General features: G+C 35.2%; 13 protein-coding genes. 12 read left to right on the top strand and 1 reads right to left on the bottom strand.

Annotated elements, in window-relative coordinates; translation table 11 throughout:
• Nucleotides 1-119: 119 nt before the first annotated feature.
• Both EGI22_RS06565 and EGI22_RS06560 read left to right on the top strand, forming a co-directional pair.
• Nucleotides 120-1,145 (top strand): low specificity L-threonine aldolase, encoded by a 1,026-nt coding sequence (locus EGI22_RS06565; RefSeq protein ID WP_255067285.1) that lies wholly within the window; start codon nucleotides 120-122, stop codon nucleotides 1,143-1,145.
• Entirely contained in the window at nucleotides 1,145-1,912 is a 768-nt protein-coding gene (locus tag EGI22_RS06560; RefSeq protein ID WP_255067284.1) for a DUF3575 domain-containing protein, read from the top strand. Before EGI22_RS06565 ends, EGI22_RS06560 begins: the two co-directional genes overlap by 1 nt.
• On the opposite strand, the gene EGI22_RS06555 is transcribed toward EGI22_RS06560, so the two are convergent.
• On the bottom strand, nucleotides 1,909-3,186 hold the full coding sequence (locus tag EGI22_RS06555; protein WP_255067283.1) for an aspartyl protease family protein: 1,278 nt from the start codon (nucleotides 3,184-3,186) through the stop codon (nucleotides 1,909-1,911). The two genes, EGI22_RS06560 and EGI22_RS06555, sit on opposite strands and share 4 nt — an antisense overlap.
• 137 nt (nucleotides 3,187-3,323) lie before the next feature.
• Here EGI22_RS06555 and rlmN point away from each other — a divergent pair, with 137 nt between their 5' ends.
• From rlmN to EGI22_RS06505, 10 genes are all read left to right on the top strand, one after another.
• Complete coding sequence (gene rlmN, locus EGI22_RS06550; protein WP_255067282.1) at nucleotides 3,324-4,358, top strand: 23S rRNA (adenine(2503)-C(2))-methyltransferase RlmN; 1,035 nt, start codon at nucleotides 3,324-3,326, stop codon at nucleotides 4,356-4,358.
• 95 nt (nucleotides 4,359-4,453) lie between these two features.
• Nucleotides 4,454-5,872 carry an inorganic phosphate transporter gene (locus EGI22_RS06545; protein WP_255067278.1) on the top strand — a complete coding sequence of 473 codons (1,419 nt, stop codon included), beginning with the start codon at nucleotides 4,454-4,456 and terminating at the stop codon, nucleotides 5,870-5,872.
• A gap of 123 nt (nucleotides 5,873-5,995) precedes the next feature.
• The gene (locus EGI22_RS06540) at nucleotides 5,996-6,697 is read left to right on the top strand and encodes an FkbM family methyltransferase (protein WP_255067275.1); all 702 of its coding nucleotides are present in this window, start codon (nucleotides 5,996-5,998) and stop codon (nucleotides 6,695-6,697) included.
• Between the two features lie 8 nt (nucleotides 6,698-6,705).
• The gene (locus tag EGI22_RS06535) at nucleotides 6,706-7,749 is read left to right on the top strand and encodes a hypothetical protein (protein ID WP_255067274.1); all 1,044 of its coding nucleotides are present in this window, start codon (nucleotides 6,706-6,708) and stop codon (nucleotides 7,747-7,749) included.
• 136 nt (nucleotides 7,750-7,885) lie between these two features.
• Complete coding sequence (locus tag EGI22_RS06530; RefSeq protein WP_255067273.1) at nucleotides 7,886-10,015, top strand: translation factor GTPase family protein; 2,130 nt, start codon at nucleotides 7,886-7,888, stop codon at nucleotides 10,013-10,015.
• Nucleotides 10,016-10,388: 373 nt separating this feature from the next.
• A complete protein-coding gene (locus EGI22_RS06525) occupies nucleotides 10,389-12,164 on the top strand; it encodes an FAD-dependent oxidoreductase (protein WP_255067272.1) in 1,776 nt (591 codons plus the stop codon).
• Nucleotides 12,165-12,172: 8 nt separating this feature from the next.
• Nucleotides 12,173-13,975, top strand: a complete 1,803-nt coding sequence (locus EGI22_RS06520) for a 2-oxoacid:acceptor oxidoreductase subunit alpha (protein ID WP_255067271.1) — start codon at nucleotides 12,173-12,175, stop codon at nucleotides 13,973-13,975.
• Between the two features lie 4 nt (nucleotides 13,976-13,979).
• Complete coding sequence (locus EGI22_RS06515; protein WP_255067270.1) at nucleotides 13,980-15,032, top strand: 2-oxoacid:ferredoxin oxidoreductase subunit beta; 1,053 nt, start codon at nucleotides 13,980-13,982, stop codon at nucleotides 15,030-15,032.
• A 154-nt stretch (nucleotides 15,033-15,186) separates the two neighbouring features.
• Entirely contained in the window at nucleotides 15,187-16,329 is a 1,143-nt protein-coding gene (locus EGI22_RS06510; protein WP_255067269.1) for an amidohydrolase family protein, read from the top strand.
• Nucleotides 16,330-16,376: 47 nt separating this feature from the next.
• Nucleotides 16,377-17,855, top strand: a complete 1,479-nt coding sequence (locus tag EGI22_RS06505) for a xylulokinase (RefSeq protein ID WP_255067264.1) — start codon at nucleotides 16,377-16,379, stop codon at nucleotides 17,853-17,855.
• The last annotated feature ends 2 nt before the right edge of the window (nucleotides 17,856-17,857 follow it).

Below are 17,857 nucleotides of genomic sequence, written 5' to 3'. Positions count from 1 at the left end.
AAAGCAAAATGTTTAAATTTTAACAGTCTAATTTTAAATATTTGGTATTAAGTAATTTTCCAGTTAAGAAATAACCAAATTAACCCCTTAACTTTGTATTTCCTGAAAAAATAGAAAAAATGACTATAGATTTAAGAAGTGATACTGTTACAAAGCCTTCCAAAGAAATGCTTGAGGCAATGTTTTCGGCGGAAGTTGGCGATGATGTTTTTGGCGATGATCCCACAGTTTCTGTACTAGAAACCAAAGCCGCAGAAATGTTTGGAATGGAAGCAGCTATTTTTTGCCCTTCAGGTACCATGACTAATCAGATTGCTTTAAAAGCTCATTTATTCTCAGGTGCAGAAGTGATTTGTGATAAATATTCTCACATTTACTTATACGAAGGTGGCGGAATCGCTTCTAATTCTCAGTCTTCGGTGAAATTGTTAGATGGAGAAAAAGGCCGAATAACCGCAAATCAAGTGAAAGCTGCTATCAATAACTCTGAAGATATTCATTTGCCTTTGAGCACTTTAGTTTCTCTTGAAAACACGATGAATAAAGGCGGTGGTTCTATTTATGATTTTTCGGAAATAGAAAGAATAAAATCGGTTTGTCAAGAAAATGGTTTGAAATTGCATTTGGATGGTGCTAGACTATTTAATGCTTTGGTAGAATCTCCTGAAGAACCTAAAAACTATGGGCAGGTTTTTGATTCCATATCTATTTGTCTTTCAAAAGGATTGGGAGCTCCGGTTGGGTCATTACTTTTGGGAAATAAGGATTTTATAAAAAAGTCAAGAAGAATCCGAAAGTCTTTTGGAGGTGGATGGCGTCAGGCGGGATATTTGGCAGCTGCGGGTATATATGCATTGGATAATAATGTAGATAGACTTAAACTAGATCATGCCAATGCTAAAACAATAGGGGATATTTTGAGAAAGTGTTCTTTTGTTAAGGATATTATGCCTATTGATACTAATATCGTGATTTTTGAGTTAGAAGAAGCATGGACAAATGCCGAAATGTTGGAAACTTTAAAGGCAAAAGGTGTATTGGTAGTAGGTTTTGGTCCGCAATTAATAAGATTTGTAACCCATTTAGATTTTACCTCAGAGCAGTTAAATCTGCTTGAAAAAGTATTAACCCAAATTAAGAAATAATGCGTTTTTTTATAGTATTGTTTGCCTTTTTTAGCCTAAGTACGAGCTTTGCCCAATATAAAAATTCAATAAAATTTAATGTGGCTGGACCTTTAAGTCAATTATATTCAGCTCAATACGAAAGGAAAATTGGTGATCATTTTTCGTTTAATAATACTTTTTTTTACCGCCAGAAGTCATTGATTCCTCTTGGTGTCCAAGTAGATTCTTTGGCCAAAAGACATGGTGTAGGTTTGACTGGCATAAAATTTCAGTATATTTATATGAATGAGGCCAGATTGGGCGTGAAGGGCTATTCTCCAGAGTTACGTTATTATATTGGTAAAAAGAAAAACAGAACTTTTATATCTCTAATTGGTCAATATGAGGACTTCGATATGTCAGTTCCAGCTTCTTTAGCTATTTTATACAAAGGTTTGGTTTTGGATGCAAAAGTGCCAGTTAATTTCACTTTTAATACACTTTCTGGTGGATTATTGATTGGTAAACAATTTCAATTCAACAGGTTAGGTTTAGATTTGGTAATAATAGGGCCACATTATGGTACAGCAAAAGCATTTTATGGTTTAGCCCAAACAGAGTTACTTTCACAGTTATCAGAAAGTGAAAAAGTCTACCTTCATGATAAAATTGTAGAGCGTTTTGGTCTCTCAGAAAAGTACTTTACACTGGATATCAATGATACAAAAGCCGAAATAAAATCTATAAAACCCATTCCTTATTTGGGTATTAGAGGTTTTGGTGTAAATCTTTCTTACAATTTTTAAATAATTCTTTTAAGTTTAAAATAACAAAATTTTAATTCGCCGTTTCTTCTTACAAAAAGCTCAATTTCAGTTCCTTCTTTGCTGCTGAGTTTTTTATATATATCATTGATATTTAATTCTTTGTAGTGTTTGTTGTTCATGAAGATTATCTGATCCCCTTCTTTTATGCCTGCTTTCTCAGCTTGAGAGTTTGGTGTTACAAAGGATATAAAGAAATCGTCATAATTGGCACCTTTGGCTCTAACTTCCATGCCACTCATGTCATGTTCAAATGTCTCTCTTTTGTTAATTTTTAGCGGTTTTAGAACGAGGTATCCTTCTCTGTAATTAAATGTAATGACAAACCTTCTTAAAAACTCTCCCCCAATACTTCCTTGTCTTATGTCGCTTGTTTCCCCAAACTTGAGGCTGAAAGACAAACTATCTGGAAAAGATGCCAAGACATCTTTAAATTCATACTTTCCGATTTTAAATCGTTCTATTCTTCCAATATGGCCATTTATATCACCATTAAGGCCCTTGCCAAGGTTGGCTCGAATTACTTTGTCAGGCAAATGAATAGGTGGAGTATCTTGCGTGTTTAACATTAAAGCATGTCCAGCACCTGTGTCAATAACAAGTCGTAGCTTAGTAAACTCTTTGTCCGTGTTTTGTGCCATTTCTATGGCTTCTATATATGGTTTTGATTGTGTAACTACCAAAGGATACATTTCACCTTTTGATTTTTTGTATTTATACTTTTTTGAATCATAAAGTCTGATCTCTTTACTTCCAAAGTCTATTTTTACAACAAATCTGTCAAATAAGTCATGTCCAAAAATCCCATGTATAGGAACCCCCATGTACTCTGAAAGTTTCAAAATATCACTTTCTAAAACTACGAGGTTTTGTTTTTCAGCTCTTATACCTCCTAAACTTATCTCGTGACCAATAGATACATTGGCATTAATGTAGGCATTTTCACCAGCTCCGTTTATTCTAACTTGTCTTGTAAAATTTAGTCCGAGTTTTTCTCCTAAAGTAGGGTCTGTTATAATAAATGAACTTACACCAGTATCTAATATGAAATTAAGCGTGTCTGAATTGTTAATTTTTACTTTAACAACTATCAAGTTTGAATAAAGCTCGAACTTGATTTTTGAGACAGTTTGATGTTTGCCTTTAAAGTAAAATCCGAATTTGTCTTTTTTAATTCGCTTTTGAGCATGCAAATCATTCATTCCAGCTATAAGGCAGAAGAAAAACACCAAAAGGAATGAATATTTTTTTAGCATCAATTTTTATTTGAAAAATACCATATTTTATAAAAAAAACAAAAAGGAATTCCTAAAAGTTTTGAAAAATTCAAATCTTATTGATTAATTATTGAGAAAAGCCCGATAATTGTGGATTTTTGTAAAAAAATGTTGGAATGAAGCAAGATTTAAGAAAACAAAGCTTAGAGCAGCTCAAAAATTGGCTCAAAGAAAAGGGTGAGCCAGCTTTCAGAGCAAAACAAATATGGGAATGGATTTGGCAAAAATCTGTAACTGATATTCAAGCGATGAGCAATCTTTCCAAAAGTTTGAGAGAAAGCCTTTTAGAAAGTTTTGAAATTAAGCCTGTTACTGTTTATAAATCTCAGTTTTCTTCTGACGGAACCATAAAGTCTGGATTTAAGCTACATGATAAACATCTGGTTGAAGGAGTTTTGATTCCTACAGATACGCGTATGACCGCTTGTATTTCATCACAGGTTGGTTGCTCACTTACATGTAAGTTTTGTGCTACAGGCTATATGAATCGGGAGCGGAACTTGGACGCTGCTGAAATATATGATCAGGTGATTTTAATAAAAAAACAAGCGGAAGATAATTTTAACGCCCCATTAACCAATATTGTATATATGGGAATGGGCGAGCCATTGCTTAATTATGCAGCTGTAATAGAGTCAGTTAACAAAATCACATCTCCTGAAGGACTAAATTGGTCACCAAAAAGAATAACGGTTTCTACTGCAGGTATAGCCAAAATGATAAAAAAGCTGGGAGATGACGAGGTGAAATTCAATTTGGCTCTTTCGCTACATGCAGCAAATGACGAAAAAAGAAACACAATAATGCCTATAAATGAGTCAAATAGCATAAAAAATCTGACCGAGGCATTAACGCATTTTTACAAAAAAACAGGGAATAAAATCACTTTCGAATATATAGTTTTCAATGGCTTTAATGATACAATTGAAGATGCTAAAGATTTATTGAAATTTTGTAAAAGAGTGCCTTCAAAAGTAAATATCATAGAATATAACCCTATAAATGAGGCTGACTTTAAAAATGCCGAACAGGATGCAATTGAAAAATTTGCTAAATATTTAGAAAACAACGGTGTGACAGTTAACATAAGAAGAAGTCGAGGAAAAGACATTGATGCAGCGTGCGGTCAATTAGCCATTAAGGAAATTTAATAATTTCATAACATAGAATTTTTAAAGTGAATAAAAAAAACTAGACCTTTGTGCCACCAATATGAACAATTTCAAAAAATTATAAAATCTTCATTATGTTTGGCTTAGAAACTGACATTTTCATTTTACTGTTTATTGCCCTTTTAGCGGCTTGCGTTTTCGAGTTTATCAATGGTTTTCATGATACTGCCAATGCAGTAGCTACTGTTATTTATACAAACTCACTTAAGCCTACTCAGGCGGTAGTTTACTCTGGACTTTTGAATTTTATAGGTGTTATAACTGGTGGAGTAGGCGTTGGAATGAGCATTGTCAATCTATTACCAGTTGAGTTATTGATAGACCAAAACGTTTATCATTCAGTTTCGATGGTTATGGCCATGCTCTTGAGTGCTATTATCTGGAATTTTGGAACTTGGTATTTTGGTTTGCCATCTTCGAGTTCGCATACTTTGATAGGTGCTATTATGGGTGTTGGATTAGGGTATGCACTTTTGCCTGAAAATGCTACAGGAGCCGCAGCCATAAACTGGGACAAAGTAAAAGATATTTTTACAGGCCTAATCATGGCACCTTTGATAGGTTTTACTTTAGCGGTGGTTTTAATGTTCATTTTGAGAAAAACTGTAAGTAAGGATGTTAGAAATCAGATTTTTTCAGAACCTAAAAAAAATGTAGCTCCACCAAATTGGATAAGAGGAACTTTGATTTCAACCTGTGGATTGGTTAGTTTTTTTCATGGGAGAAACGATGGCCAAAAAGGAATAGGATTAATGATGTTAATTCTTATTGGGATTTTACCTTCTTATTTTGCCATCACAAGTGCCAAAGAGTTGAAAACAATCCAACCCGATTTACAGAAAATAGAACAAATAGTTTCTAAAATTGATACTGTTGCCTTAGGTATTTCTGAAAAGAAACATATCAGTGAAATCAGATCGAACATCGCTTTTTTAATGCCAGTGGTTAATCAATCTTCAAATGATACTTCATCAAAAATGGAATTGAGGGGGGCTATTTTGAAAATAGCTAGCAATACCAAAAAGCTATTGAACGATGAAAGTGTAAGTATGAGCCAAGAAGATAGAGAGCAATTGACAGTCTTAGCTGTAAAAGAGGAAAAAGGAATAAGAAAAGCCACTGATTTTGCTCCATTTTGGGTAATTATGCTGATTTCTCTATCATTAGGTCTAGGTACAATGATAGGTTGGAAAAGAATAGTAGTTACAGTAGGTGAAAAAATAGGAAAGTCACACTTGACTTATGCACAAGGTGCCTCTGCTGAAATTGTTGCGGCAATTACAATTGGTTTGGCTTCAGGCTTTAAACTACCAGTAAGTACTACTCATACGCTTTCATCAGGTATAGCAGGCTCCATGGTGGCTTCCAAAGGAATAAAGAACTTACAGTCAGGCACAATTAAAAATATAGCAATTGCATGGGTTTTAACATTACCTGTGTCCATGACACTTTCTGCGGTATTGTTTTTGCTTTTTAGGTTTTTGATAGACTGAATAATATTTTAAAGGAATTGGAGGCGACCGTAACTGGCCGCCTTTTTTTATGAAAAGAATTTATGAATTTTAGAGAAGCTCTTATTTTTTGATTTATTTTTGTGTATCAAACATAAACCATTTATGAAGTTTAAACATTTTTTCAAAAACCTTTTCAGCGGAATTACTTTAAAAATAAAAGCTGGGCCTTTAAAAGGGAAAAAATGGATTGCAACTTCTGGGTCATCTTTTATTCGCGGAGATTTTGAACCTTATAAAACCAAAGCTTTTCTAGAATCTTATCAAAAAGGAATGGTGCTTTTCGATATAGGAGCCCATATTGGATATTTTTCGATAATGGCTTCAGACATCAATCAATCCAAAGGACAAATCTTTTCCTTCGAACCTAGACCATCAAATAGAGCTTTTTTTGAAAAACATGCCGAATTAAATGGGGCAAATGATATTAAACTTTTTCCTTATGCTGTCGGAGATAAAGAAGGTAAGGTTAGGTTTAATACCAATGCTGGATCAGCCACAGGTCATGTCTCCGAAACTGGCAATATTGAGCTGGACATGATAAATATTGACAATTGGATTAAAACAGGAAAATTGCCTTCACCTGATTATATCAAAATTGATGTAGAGGGAGGAGAAATTGGTGTTTTGAAAGGTTGTCAAAATATTATTGAAACCAAACATCCAATTTTGTTAGTGGCTACGCATAGTCCAGAGCTGCACACTTGGGTTTGCGATTTTTTAGATATTCAAAATTATAAATACGAAATTCTTAATCCGGATTTCGCGAAAGGCGATACTGAAATTATCGCTCACTACAAAGGTTGAATTCCCATTTGAAACTAGCAGATTTACATAGAGTTCGAAGCGTTTCCCCTCATGAACTGGACGAATACCTTGAAAAAGGTTGGTTTAGGATGGAGCAAACTATTTTTACTACAAATTTTTTAATATTTAATAACCAATATTATAACGCTCTTTGGTTAAAAGTCAAGCTAGATGAATTTCAAGTTTCTAAGAAGCAAAAGGCATTACTAAAACAAAATAGTAGGTTTCGAGTTGAGGTTTCGAATGGAAAAATAACTGCTGAAAAAGAAGATTTGTTTTTCAGATATCGTAACAATTTGGAATTTTCGATTGCAAATTCACTCCAAAATTTACTTCTTGGAGAATCAATTTTCGATATTTTTGATTCTTATCACATCAATATTTTTGACGACGATAAATTAATAGCCTTTGGGGTTTTTGATTTGGGTGAAAAAAATGCAGAAGGTATAGTAAATGTTTTTGATCCAGATTATCGAAAATTTAGTCTGGGAAAACAGTTGATGATAGAGAAAATCCTTTTTTTGAAAAATCAAGGCTTTGAGCATTTCTTCCCGGGTTATTTTGTTCCTGGCTATGAGCAGTTTGACTACAAGTTAAAAATTGCTTCAGATGCCACTTACTTTTTCGATTTTGGAGAACAAAAATGGTTGCCGATTAAATTTCTTTCTGAATTTTGCCAACCATTAGATTTAATTCAAACTAAATTAAAGTCTTTAGAAATCATTTTATTAGAGAAAGGATTTAAGGCTAACTTGCTGAAATACAACTTCTTTGATATTAGTTTAGTAAAAGGATATGTAGAATACGATTTGCTAGATACACCACTGGTTTTGTATTGTTTCCCCAATTTTCATCGCCAAGAAGCCTTGATTGTCTTTGATATTTTCAACAAAAAATATCAGTTTATTCTCTGCAACAAACCCTTCCAATCTAACGTGGCCGATATTGAAGGTCATTATGTCAAATTTTTGTTAAAAAAAGATCAAATCATTTTTGAGGAAGCTGATATTGAGGTGTTTGCATCAAAATTTATTGATTTGATAAAAAATTAAACTCGAACTTCTCTTTTTATATCTTCTCAAACATAAAGCTTTTATCAGCATAAAACATGACCAATAGTATTTTATTGGTTTAATGATGTTTTTAGTTTTATGTATATATTTTTTAGACATAAAACTGTACATTTTTATGAATACTTTCGATACAAACCATGTAAAAAATATCGCACTGTTGGGGCATTCTGGATGTGGGAAAACCACATTTGCTGAGAGTATGCTTTTCGAATCTGGAGCGATTACTAGAAGAGGTTCTATTGTTCAAAACAACACCGTAAGTGATTACCACGAACTAGAAAAACAAAGGGGAAGCTCCGTTTTCTCATCTTTGATGCATACTACTTGGCGAGATTTCAAAATCAACATTATTGATACGCCTGGATACGATGATTTTGTTGGTGAAGTTATTTCTGCACTTCGTGTTTCAGAAACTGGCGTCATACTCTTAAATGCCGAGATGGGCGTAGAAGTTGGCACAGACATCATTTGGGAGTATACCGAAAAGTTTAAAACGCCGACCATTTTTGTTGTAAACCAAATAGACAAAGCTAATGCGGATTTTGAAAAAACTCTTGGGGAAGCCAAAACTCATTTTGGTCCGAATGTAGTAGCGGTGCAATATCCAGTTAAAACTTCAACAGGAGAAATACAAATAATAGATGTGCTCAATATGGTGATGTACACTTATTCCTCAGGGAAACCAGAGAAAAACGCTATTCCTGACTCAGAAAAGGCAAAAGCTGAGGAAATGCATAGAGACTTAGTAGAAGCCATAGCTGCAAATGATGAAGGTTTGATGGAGAAATATTTTGAAATCGGCGAACTCACAGAAGATGAAATGAAAACAGGATTGCATTTGTCAATGATTAAACATGATTTGTTTCCAGTATTTTGTGCTTCTGCCGAGCAAAATATCGGTGTGGGCAGAATCATGAGTTATATTGATAATATTTGTCCTTCTGCAAACGAAATGCCACCAATTTTAACAAGTTCTGGCAAAGAATTGAAATGTTCGCAAAATGGTCCGGCTTGTATTTTTGTATTTAAAACCATCATAGAGCCACATATTGGGGAGTTGAGTTTGTTTAAAGTGTACAGCGGAAAGATTTCTGTTGGAATGGAATTGGTAAATGAAAACACAGAAATTGTAGAAAAAATCAATCAACTTTTGCTTATTGAGGGTCATAATAGAGTACAAGTAGACGAACTTATGGCTGGAGATATTGGTGCTACAATAAAATTGAAATCAACGCATGTAAACAATACACTTCACGGAAAAGGTGTAAATATTGAATTTCCTCCAATTGATTTTCCCATTCCGAATATGACTTTGGCGATTTCGACAATAAACCCTCGTGACGAAGAAAAACTTGCCCAAGCATTACATATTCTCAAAGAGGAAGATGCTTCTTTATCTACTGAGGTGTCTTCTGAACTTAAGCAAACACTACTTCATTGTCAAGGTGATTTGCATCTAAGAACTATAGAGTGGAAATTAAAAAATATTCATAAGCTTGATATTCAAACTGAGTTTCCGAAAGTTCCATATAGAGAAACCATTCAAGCTCAAGCAGAAGCTATTTATAGGCATAAAAAACAAAGCGGTGGTGCTGGTCAGTTTGGAGAAGTTTCTATCAGGATTGAACCTTGGTATGAAGGCATGCCAGAACCTAAAGGACTAAATGTACGAGGAAGAGAGGAGATAGATCTAGATTGGGGTGGTAAATTGGTGTTTTTCAATTGTATAGTTGGAGGTGCGATAGACGCAAGATTTTTGCCCGCAATTTTAAAAGGTGTAATGGAAAAAATGCAAAATGGACCTTTGACTGGTTCATTTGCAAGAGATATTAGAGTTAGTGTTTTTGATGGAAAAATGCACCCTGTTGATTCAAATGATATTTCATTTAAAATTGCAGGTCAACAAGCTTTTAAACAGGCGTTTCACGACGCTCATCCACAGTTGTTAGAACCATTGTATAAAATTGAGGTTTTATGTCCAGTAGATTATGTTGGTGCAGTTATGGGCGATTTGCAAATTAGGCTTGGGATAGTAGAGGGAATAGAGACCGAAGGTCATTTTCAAAAAATATCCGCAAAAGTGCCGTTTTCTCAAATGCATGATTATTCTTCTGGCCTTAGAGGACTCACCCAAGGTCGGGCAAGATATGTAATGACTTTTGCAGAATATGCCCCAGTTTCTTTTGAAATCCAGAAAAAATTGGTGGAGGAGCATGTTCATAAAAATACTGAGGAATTGGTTTAATATTAAAAAAAGCAAGCTAATGTGTATTTAGCTTGCTTTTTTCGATACAATTTTTCATTACTAATAAAAATAGACTTCCTCATATTTTTTCAAATTTCCTTTTTTGTTTTTAATTATTCTTGTTTTAAATCCTTGTTTATTAAAGACTTGCATCTAAGTTTTTACTTTTTTTTCTTCAATAAATTTCAAAAAAATATCAAAGGAAAATGGATTAGTATTATTCAATTATTTGAAACAATTCTAAATAAGATTTATTTTCATTTTATCACAATTAAAAGGCAGATTTTTCTTTTGTATGAAAGTGTAACAATATATATTTGAATTCGATTATTTCAATTTTTTATAAAAATATCAATATAAATAAGAGGCATATATGAAGCCCACAAATTATAAAGATCCTGAATATTTTCACAAGGTCGTTGATTGCCAATATGCTTGTCCTGCACATACGCCTGTTCCTCATTATATTCGTTTAATTGCTGCTGGAAAATACACAGAGGCCTATATGGTCAACTGGGAGTCGAATGTATTTCCTGGAATCCTTGGTCGTACATGTGACAGACCGTGTGAACCTGCGTGCAGAAGAGGAAGAATAGAAGAAGAGCCAGTGGCCATTTGCAGATTAAAACGTGTTGCTTCTGACTTTAAGGATGATATTCAGCAATATTTACCCGAGATTCCAAAAACCAAAAATGGAAAAAAAATCGCCATAATTGGTGCTGGTCCAGCAGGCTTGACAGTAGCTAGAGATTTGGCTCCACTTGGTTACGAATTACATATTTACGATGACCAAGGCAAAGGTGGCGGTATGATGCGTAGCCAAATTCCGTCGTTCCGTTTACCTGATTCGGTGCTTGATCAAGAGGTAAACGTGATATTGGATATGGATGTAATTAAACATTTTAACCAATATGTAACCAGTCTGAAAAGCATAGTGGATGAAGCTTACGATGCAGTTTTTGTAGCCACTGGAGCTCCAAAAGGCAAAGATCTTCCAAATTTACCCGGTAGATGGGATGCAAAAGAAAATATTCATATTGGTATCCAATGGTTAGCCAATGTGGCTTTCGAACATACTAATAAAATAGGCAAACGCGTATTGGTTTTAGGAGGTGGAAATACCGCCATGGATTGTTGCCGAACCTCTCGAAGGTTGGGAGGAGAAGAGGTTAAGGTATTGGTAAGAAGTCCATTCAAAGAAATGAAAGCATCGCCTTGGGAGAAAGAAGATGCGATGCATGAAGATATTCCGATTTTAGAGAATCACGTTCCTAAATCTTTCATTTCAGAAAACGGGAAATTAAAAGGCATGTTTTTCGAAAAAGTAAAAGCTGAATATGACGAAAAAGGCAAACGCAAATTGGTGCCTACAGGTGAACCCGATGTATTTATTGAAGCAGACGATGTGATTATAGCGATTGGTCAAGAGAATAGATTTGAGTGGATAGAGAAAGATTTAGGTGTCGAATTTGATGAATGGGATATGCCTGTTGTAAATGAAACGACATTTGCATCGACAAGAGAAGGCGTATTTTTTGGAGGAGATGCTGCTTTAGGTCCTAAAAATGTAATAACTGCTGTGGCACAAGGTCATCAGGCGGCTATTTCTATTGACTTATATTGTCACTCTAAAGATATCAATGAAAGACCTGGCCCTGGTGTTACCTTGATTAGTACCAAAATGGGTATTCATGAGTGGAGTTATGACAATGGTGTCTCAAACGATATTCGTTTTGTGGTTCCACAAGCAGATAAGAAGATTACGCTTGCAGATAGGAAGAAAGAGGTGGAATTAGGTTTTGACCTAAAAACGGCCTTTAAAGAGGCCGAAAGATGCCTTAATTGTGACGTACAAACAGTCTTTACAGAAGATAAATGTATAGAATGTGATGCCTGCATGGACGTTTGTCCTACGCAATGTATCAATTTTACCGAAAACGAGGATGAACAAGACCTTCGAGCCAAACTTTTGATACCTGCCATGAATCAAGACCAAGACTTGCTAGTTTCTGATGTTTTAAAAACTGGAAAAGTAATGGTGAAAGACGAAGATGTCTGTTTACACTGTGGATTATGTGCTGAGCGTTGTCCGACAGCGGCATGGGACATGCAAAAATTTATGTATAATACTGCGAAAGCAGGTTGCTAATAAAGAAAATGAGTAGTATTAATGATTTCGTTGTAAGATTTGCGAATGTAAACGGAACCGGATCCGCAAGTGCCAATTCGCTTTTTGCCAAGGCCATCTTTAGAATGGGTGTTCCAGTTTCAGCTAAAAATATTTTCCCATCTAATATTCAAGGACTACCGACTTGGTATGAAGTTAGGGTAAGTGAAAAAGGATATTTGGGTAGAAAACATGGCATTGATATCATGGTGAGTGTCAATCCCCAAAGCATGAAAAAAGATATCGATAGCGTAAAACCTGGAGGATATTTTGTCTATGATTCTACCAAAAAACTTTATGATGAGTTTTTGAGAGAGGACATAAATTTCATAGGAATTCCACTGATGGATATTTGCAATAGGGAATTTACAGATCCTCGTCAAAAGCAATTGTTTAAAAATATTGTTTATGTTGGAGCTTTAGCTAAGTTGTTAGATATCAGCTTTGAAGTTATAGAAACTTTACTTTCTGAACAATTTCAAGGAAAAGAAAAACTGATAATTCCAAATGTAAAGGCTTTGAAACTTGGAGGAGATTATATTTTAGAAAATTATAGTTTTCCGTTAGATTTTAGAGTGGAGTCCAGAGATTTGGTAAAGGATTGGATTTTAATAGATGGCAATTCCGCTGCAGGACTTGGGGCGGTTTATGGAGGTGCGTCTGTAGTTTCTTGGTATCCTATTACACCTTCGACTTCTTTAGTAGGAGCTTTTGAGAAATATGCAGGAAAACTCAGGAAAGACCCAGAAACGGGTAAAAATAATTTTTCTGTTGTTCAATCTGAAGATGAATTGTCAGCAATAGGCATGGCCATAGGAGCCAATTGGAATGGAGCACGAGCTTTTACAGCAACAAGTGGTCCTGGTTTGTCTTTGATGAATGAGTTTTTGGGTTTGGCTTATTATTCTGAAATTCCGGTAGTTTTGGTTGATGTTCAGCGTTCTGGGCCATCTACAGGTATGCCCACTAGGACTCAACAATCTGATATTCTGATGGCTGCTTATGCTTCTCATGGAGATACCAAACATGTTTTGCTTTTGCCTTCTACACCAACTGAATGTTTTGATATGATGGCTGATGCTTTTGACTATGCCGAGCATTTACAAACACCAGTATTAATGATGACGGATTTGGATTTGGGTATGAACGAACACATGACACCTCCTTTTCATTGGGATGATAATCGGAAGTACAATCGCGGAAAAGTACTTAATGCTGTACAACTTAATGAAGCAAAAGAGTGGGGGAGATACAAAGATGTAGATGGCGATGGAATACCTTATAGAACTATTCCAGGCACTCACCCAAGCAAAGGAGCGTATTTCACAAGAGGTTCGTCGCATGATGAAAAAGCGGCTTATTCCGAAGATTCAGATACTTATGTTAGGATTATGAATCGATTGGTTAAGAAACTTGAAACGGCAAAATCGATAATTCCTTCTCCGGAATTTTATCAGGAGAGTAATGAGTCAGAAGTTGGAATAATATTTTATGGTACTTCAAAGTATGCGGCTGAAGAAGCTATGGATATTTTAAAAGAAAAAGGAATTAAAGTAGATGCGATGCGTCTGAAAGCCTTTCCGTTTCCGCAAGAGGTAGCAGACTTTATTGAATATCATACGCAGGTTTTTGTAATTGAACAAAACCGTGATGCTCAAATGAGAACTTTGCTAATCAATGAGTTAGAGATTAATCCGAAAAAATTGATTAGAGTTCTCAATTTCGACGGTACGCCAATTACGGCTGATTTGATCACTGAACCTATTTTATCAATGCAATTACAAAGTATCTAAGAAAATGTCATATATAAAACCAAAATTCGAACATCCAAGGGCTCCTAAAAACGAGCTGGGTTTTACAAGAAAAGAATATGAAGGCTCACTTTCAACACTTTGTGCCGGTTGTGGCCATGATTCTATATCTGCTGCCATTACTGACGCTTGTTTTGAATTAGCCATAGAGCCGCATAAAGTTGCCAAACTATCAGGAATTGGCTGTTCGTCCAAAACGCCTGCTTATTTTTTGAATAACTCTCATGGCTTCAATTCTGTACATGGGCGTATGCCATCTGTGGCGACTGGTGCAAATTTAGCCAACAGAGACATGGTATATTTAGGTGTATCAGGTGATGGCGATTCGGCTTCAATTGGTTTTGGGCAATTCGCACATGTGATTCGTAGAAATCTGAATATGACTTATATAGTGATGAATAATGGTTGCTATGGTCTTACAAAAGGCCAAGATTCAGCCACTGCCGATCATGGTTCTAAGTCAAAATCTGGCCATGTTAATAATTTCGAAGGTATAGATTTATGTGCTATTGCCATTGAATTAGGAGCAACTTATGTAGCCCAAAGTTTTAGTGGAGACAAAAATCAATTGATTCCTTTGATAAAAGCGGCATTATCACATTCAGGATTTTCATTTATTAATGTAATTTCGCCTTGTGTAACTTTCAATAATAATCTAGGTTCGACAAAATCTTACGACTATGTTCGGGAGCATAATGAAGCTCTTTCGACTCTTGATTTTGTACCTGTAAAGGAAGAGATTGTGACCAAATATGATGATATCGAAGTGAAATTTGTAGAAATGCATGACGGCACTTATATAAAACTAAATAAACTTCATCCAGAATGGAATCCAGAAGATAAACTATCTATTATCAATGCCTTACAAGTAGCTCGACAAAAGGATGAAATACTGACAGGTTTGCTTTATTTGGACAATAACAGTATCGAACTTAATGATTTAATAGGTACTGTTAAAACACCTTTAAATACTTTGACTGAGAAGGAATTGTGTCCTGGAAGTGTGGTTTTGGATGGAATAAATGCGAGCTTAAGGTAAAATTTCAGAAATTATATTTATGGGGCTTTTGCCCCTTTTTTTATGTTATATGATTTATAATTGTGCTTTTTTAAGGATGGGTCTTCAAAAGAATATTTCTTAACCCGATTTATTTTTTATTTTCCTATCTTTACCCAAAATTTCAACCATAATTATGAAGAAAATAGCCTTATTGAGCATCGGAATTGCAATATCATCAAGTGTTTTTTCACAACAAATTACTATCGGAGATAATAACGGATCGGTTTCTTTTGAAGAATATGACCCAAAGTCTACCCTTGTAGTACCTCAAAATCCAAAAACGAGAGCGAAGTTTCCATTTATTGATGTGCATAATCATCAGTTTGCCATGGGTGAATCTAGAGATAATGTGGACAAATTACTGCCAGACATGGACGCCTTGAATTTGCGTACAATGGTCAACCTCAGCGGAAGAAGTTGGAACAGAGACCTAGATAAATCAACGATGGCTTTGGTTGACAATATTAAAAATGCCAACCTTTATCCTGGTAGATTTGCAACGTTTACCAATGTGGATTTTAATACAATAAATGAAAAAGGATGGTCAGAAAAAGCTGCTAAACTTCTTGAAGATGATGTCAAAATCAGAGGAGCTAAGGGTTTGAAAATTTACAAAAACCTAGGTTTTAGTGTTAAAAATACTGATGGCTCTTTAGTGCCTATTGATGATTCTCGAATCGATGCTGTATGGGCAAAGGCTGGGGAATTAGGCATTCCAGTTTTGATTCACTCTGGAGATCCCGCTTCTTTTTGGCAGCCTTTGAATCAATTTAACGAGCGTTGGCTAGAACTAAAAACCCATCCTGGCCGTAAAAAAGATGTAGACAAAGGGGATTTTAGTTTTGAGCAAATTATTGAGCAGCAGCATCATATTATTAGCAAGCATAAAAATACAAAGTTTATAGCCGCTCACATGGGATGGTATCCAAATGACTTGAAGAAACTAGATAGTTTACTAACTGCTATGCCAAATATGTATGTGGAAATTGGGGCGGTGATAGCAGAATTGGGACGTCAACCTCATACAGCTAATAAGTTTTTTACTAAAAATCAAGACAGGATATTGTTTGGAAAAGACTCATGGGTGCCTTCTGAATATTCTACATATTTCAGAGTTTTGGAAACTCAAGACGAGTATTTTCAATATCATAAAAAATATCATGCTTTCTGGCCCATGTATGGCATAGGACTTTCTGATGATGTTTTGAAAAAGGTTTATTACAAAAATGCTTTGAAAATTATTCCAGGATTAGATTCATCTGGATTTCCTGAGTAATTATCTTTGCCAATTATTTATTCAATAAAAATTTATTCTTTCAAAAAATGTATTTATTAGGTCTTGATCTTGGTACTTCGTCTATTAAAGTATCTGTTGTAGATGCTTCCACACAAAAAGAAATCGCTTCTGCACAATATCCAGATGTAGAAGTGGAAATTTCGTCTCCTCAAAAAGGTTGGGCAGAGCAAGATCCGGAGTTGTGGTGGGCACATACTCAAGAAGCTATAAAAAGAGTTGTGGCTTCTGGAAAATTTGATGCTCAAAAAATAGCTTCCATTGGTATTTCTTACCAAATGCATGGTTTGGTAATGGTAGATAAAGATCAAAAAGTTTTGAGGCCATCGATTATTTGGTGTGATAGCCGTGCCGTAAATCAAGGAAATGATGCTTTTGAAAAAATAGGTTCTGATAATGCTCTAAGTCATTTGTTAAACTCTCCAGGAAATTTTACCGCTGCCAAGTTGGCTTGGGTAAAAAAATATGAGCCTGAAGTATTTGCAAAATGCGATAAAATAATGTTGCCGGGAGATTTCATAGCCATGAAAATGACAGGAGAAGCTACAGCAACCAATTCAGGACTTTCAGAAGGTATATTTTGGGATTTTAAAAACAATTGTGTTTCTGAGGAAATCCTAAAAGTCTTTGGTTTTTCTCCTTCTTTGATTCCAAATATTAAACCTGTATTCTCAAATCATGGTGAAGTGTTGCCGGCAGTTGCTAATAGTTTAGGAATAAATTCGGGCGTACCAATTTCTTATAAAGCTGGTGATCAGCCTAATAATGCACTTTCATTAAATGTTGTAAACCCTGGTGAAATAGCTGCTACGGCAGGTACTTCAGGTGTTGTTTATGCAATAAGTGACCAAGTAGCTTACGATCCGCAGTCTAGAATTAATTCTTTTGCCCATGTAAATCATGGTGTTGACAGCCTAAATAGAATCGGAATATTACTTTGCATAAATGGAACAGGAATCTTAAATAGATGGCTGAAAGACAATATGGGCGGTGGGATTTCTTACCAAGAAATGAATAATAAAGCTGCTGAAATAGCCATAGGGTCGAATGGATTGGTGATGATGCCTTTTGGAAATGGTTCTGAAAGAATGCTGCAAAACAAATTATATGGCGGACAAGTATTAGGTTTAGATTTTAATATTCATAATCAGTCGCATTTGTTTAGGGCAGGTCAAGAAGGTATTGTTTTTTCTATGAAATATGGCTTTGATATTATGAAAAACCTAGGTGTTGTGCCCAATATAATTAGAGCGGGTAATGCCAATATGTTTTTGAGTGAGGTTTTTGCTGAAACCATGGTAAATGTAACGCAAGTGCCTGTGGAACTGTACGATACCAATGGAGCAAAAGGTGCAGCTCTTGGTGGTGGAGTAGGAGCAGGAGTATATGCAAATATTAAAGAAGCTATGGATGGCTTGGAACTGTTAAAAACCATTGAACCTAATAGTAGTATGAAAGATGAATACGCTGCTGCCTATCAGAACTGGTTGCAATATTTGAATGTTTAAGA

Source organism: Lacihabitans sp. LS3-19, from assembly GCF_024343575.1.
GTDB lineage: Bacteria > Bacteroidota > Bacteroidia > Cytophagales > Spirosomataceae > Leadbetterella.
This window is presented reverse-complemented; position numbering and strand designations above follow the sequence as displayed.

What these genes read in the sequence shown, in the direction of transcription:
- EGI22_RS06540 (WP_255067275.1), top strand. Translation starts at nt 5,996, where the DNA reads ATGAAGTTTAAACATTTTTTCAAAAACCTTTTCAGCGGAATTACTTTA.
- EGI22_RS06530 (WP_255067273.1), top strand. Translation starts at nt 7,886, where the DNA reads ATGAATACTTTCGATACAAACCATGTAAAAAATATCGCACTGTTGGGG.
- rlmN (WP_255067282.1), top strand. Translation starts at nt 3,324, where the DNA reads ATGAAGCAAGATTTAAGAAAACAAAGCTTAGAGCAGCTCAAAAATTGG.
- EGI22_RS06525 (WP_255067272.1), top strand. Translation starts at nt 10,389, where the DNA reads ATGAAGCCCACAAATTATAAAGATCCTGAATATTTTCACAAGGTCGTT.
- EGI22_RS06515 (WP_255067270.1), top strand. Translation starts at nt 13,980, where the DNA reads ATGTCATATATAAAACCAAAATTCGAACATCCAAGGGCTCCTAAAAAC.
- EGI22_RS06565 (WP_255067285.1), top strand. Translation starts at nt 120, where the DNA reads ATGACTATAGATTTAAGAAGTGATACTGTTACAAAGCCTTCCAAAGAA.
- EGI22_RS06505 (WP_255067264.1), top strand. Translation starts at nt 16,377, where the DNA reads ATGTATTTATTAGGTCTTGATCTTGGTACTTCGTCTATTAAAGTATCT.
- EGI22_RS06510 (WP_255067269.1), top strand. Translation starts at nt 15,187, where the DNA reads ATGAAGAAAATAGCCTTATTGAGCATCGGAATTGCAATATCATCAAGT.
- EGI22_RS06560 (WP_255067284.1), top strand. Translation starts at nt 1,145, where the DNA reads ATGCGTTTTTTTATAGTATTGTTTGCCTTTTTTAGCCTAAGTACGAGC.
- EGI22_RS06545 (WP_255067278.1), top strand. Translation starts at nt 4,454, where the DNA reads ATGTTTGGCTTAGAAACTGACATTTTCATTTTACTGTTTATTGCCCTT.
- EGI22_RS06520 (WP_255067271.1), top strand. Translation starts at nt 12,173, where the DNA reads ATGAGTAGTATTAATGATTTCGTTGTAAGATTTGCGAATGTAAACGGA.
- EGI22_RS06555 (WP_255067283.1), bottom strand. Translation starts at nt 3,186, where the DNA reads ATGCTAAAAAAATATTCATTCCTTTTGGTGTTTTTCTTCTGCCTTATA.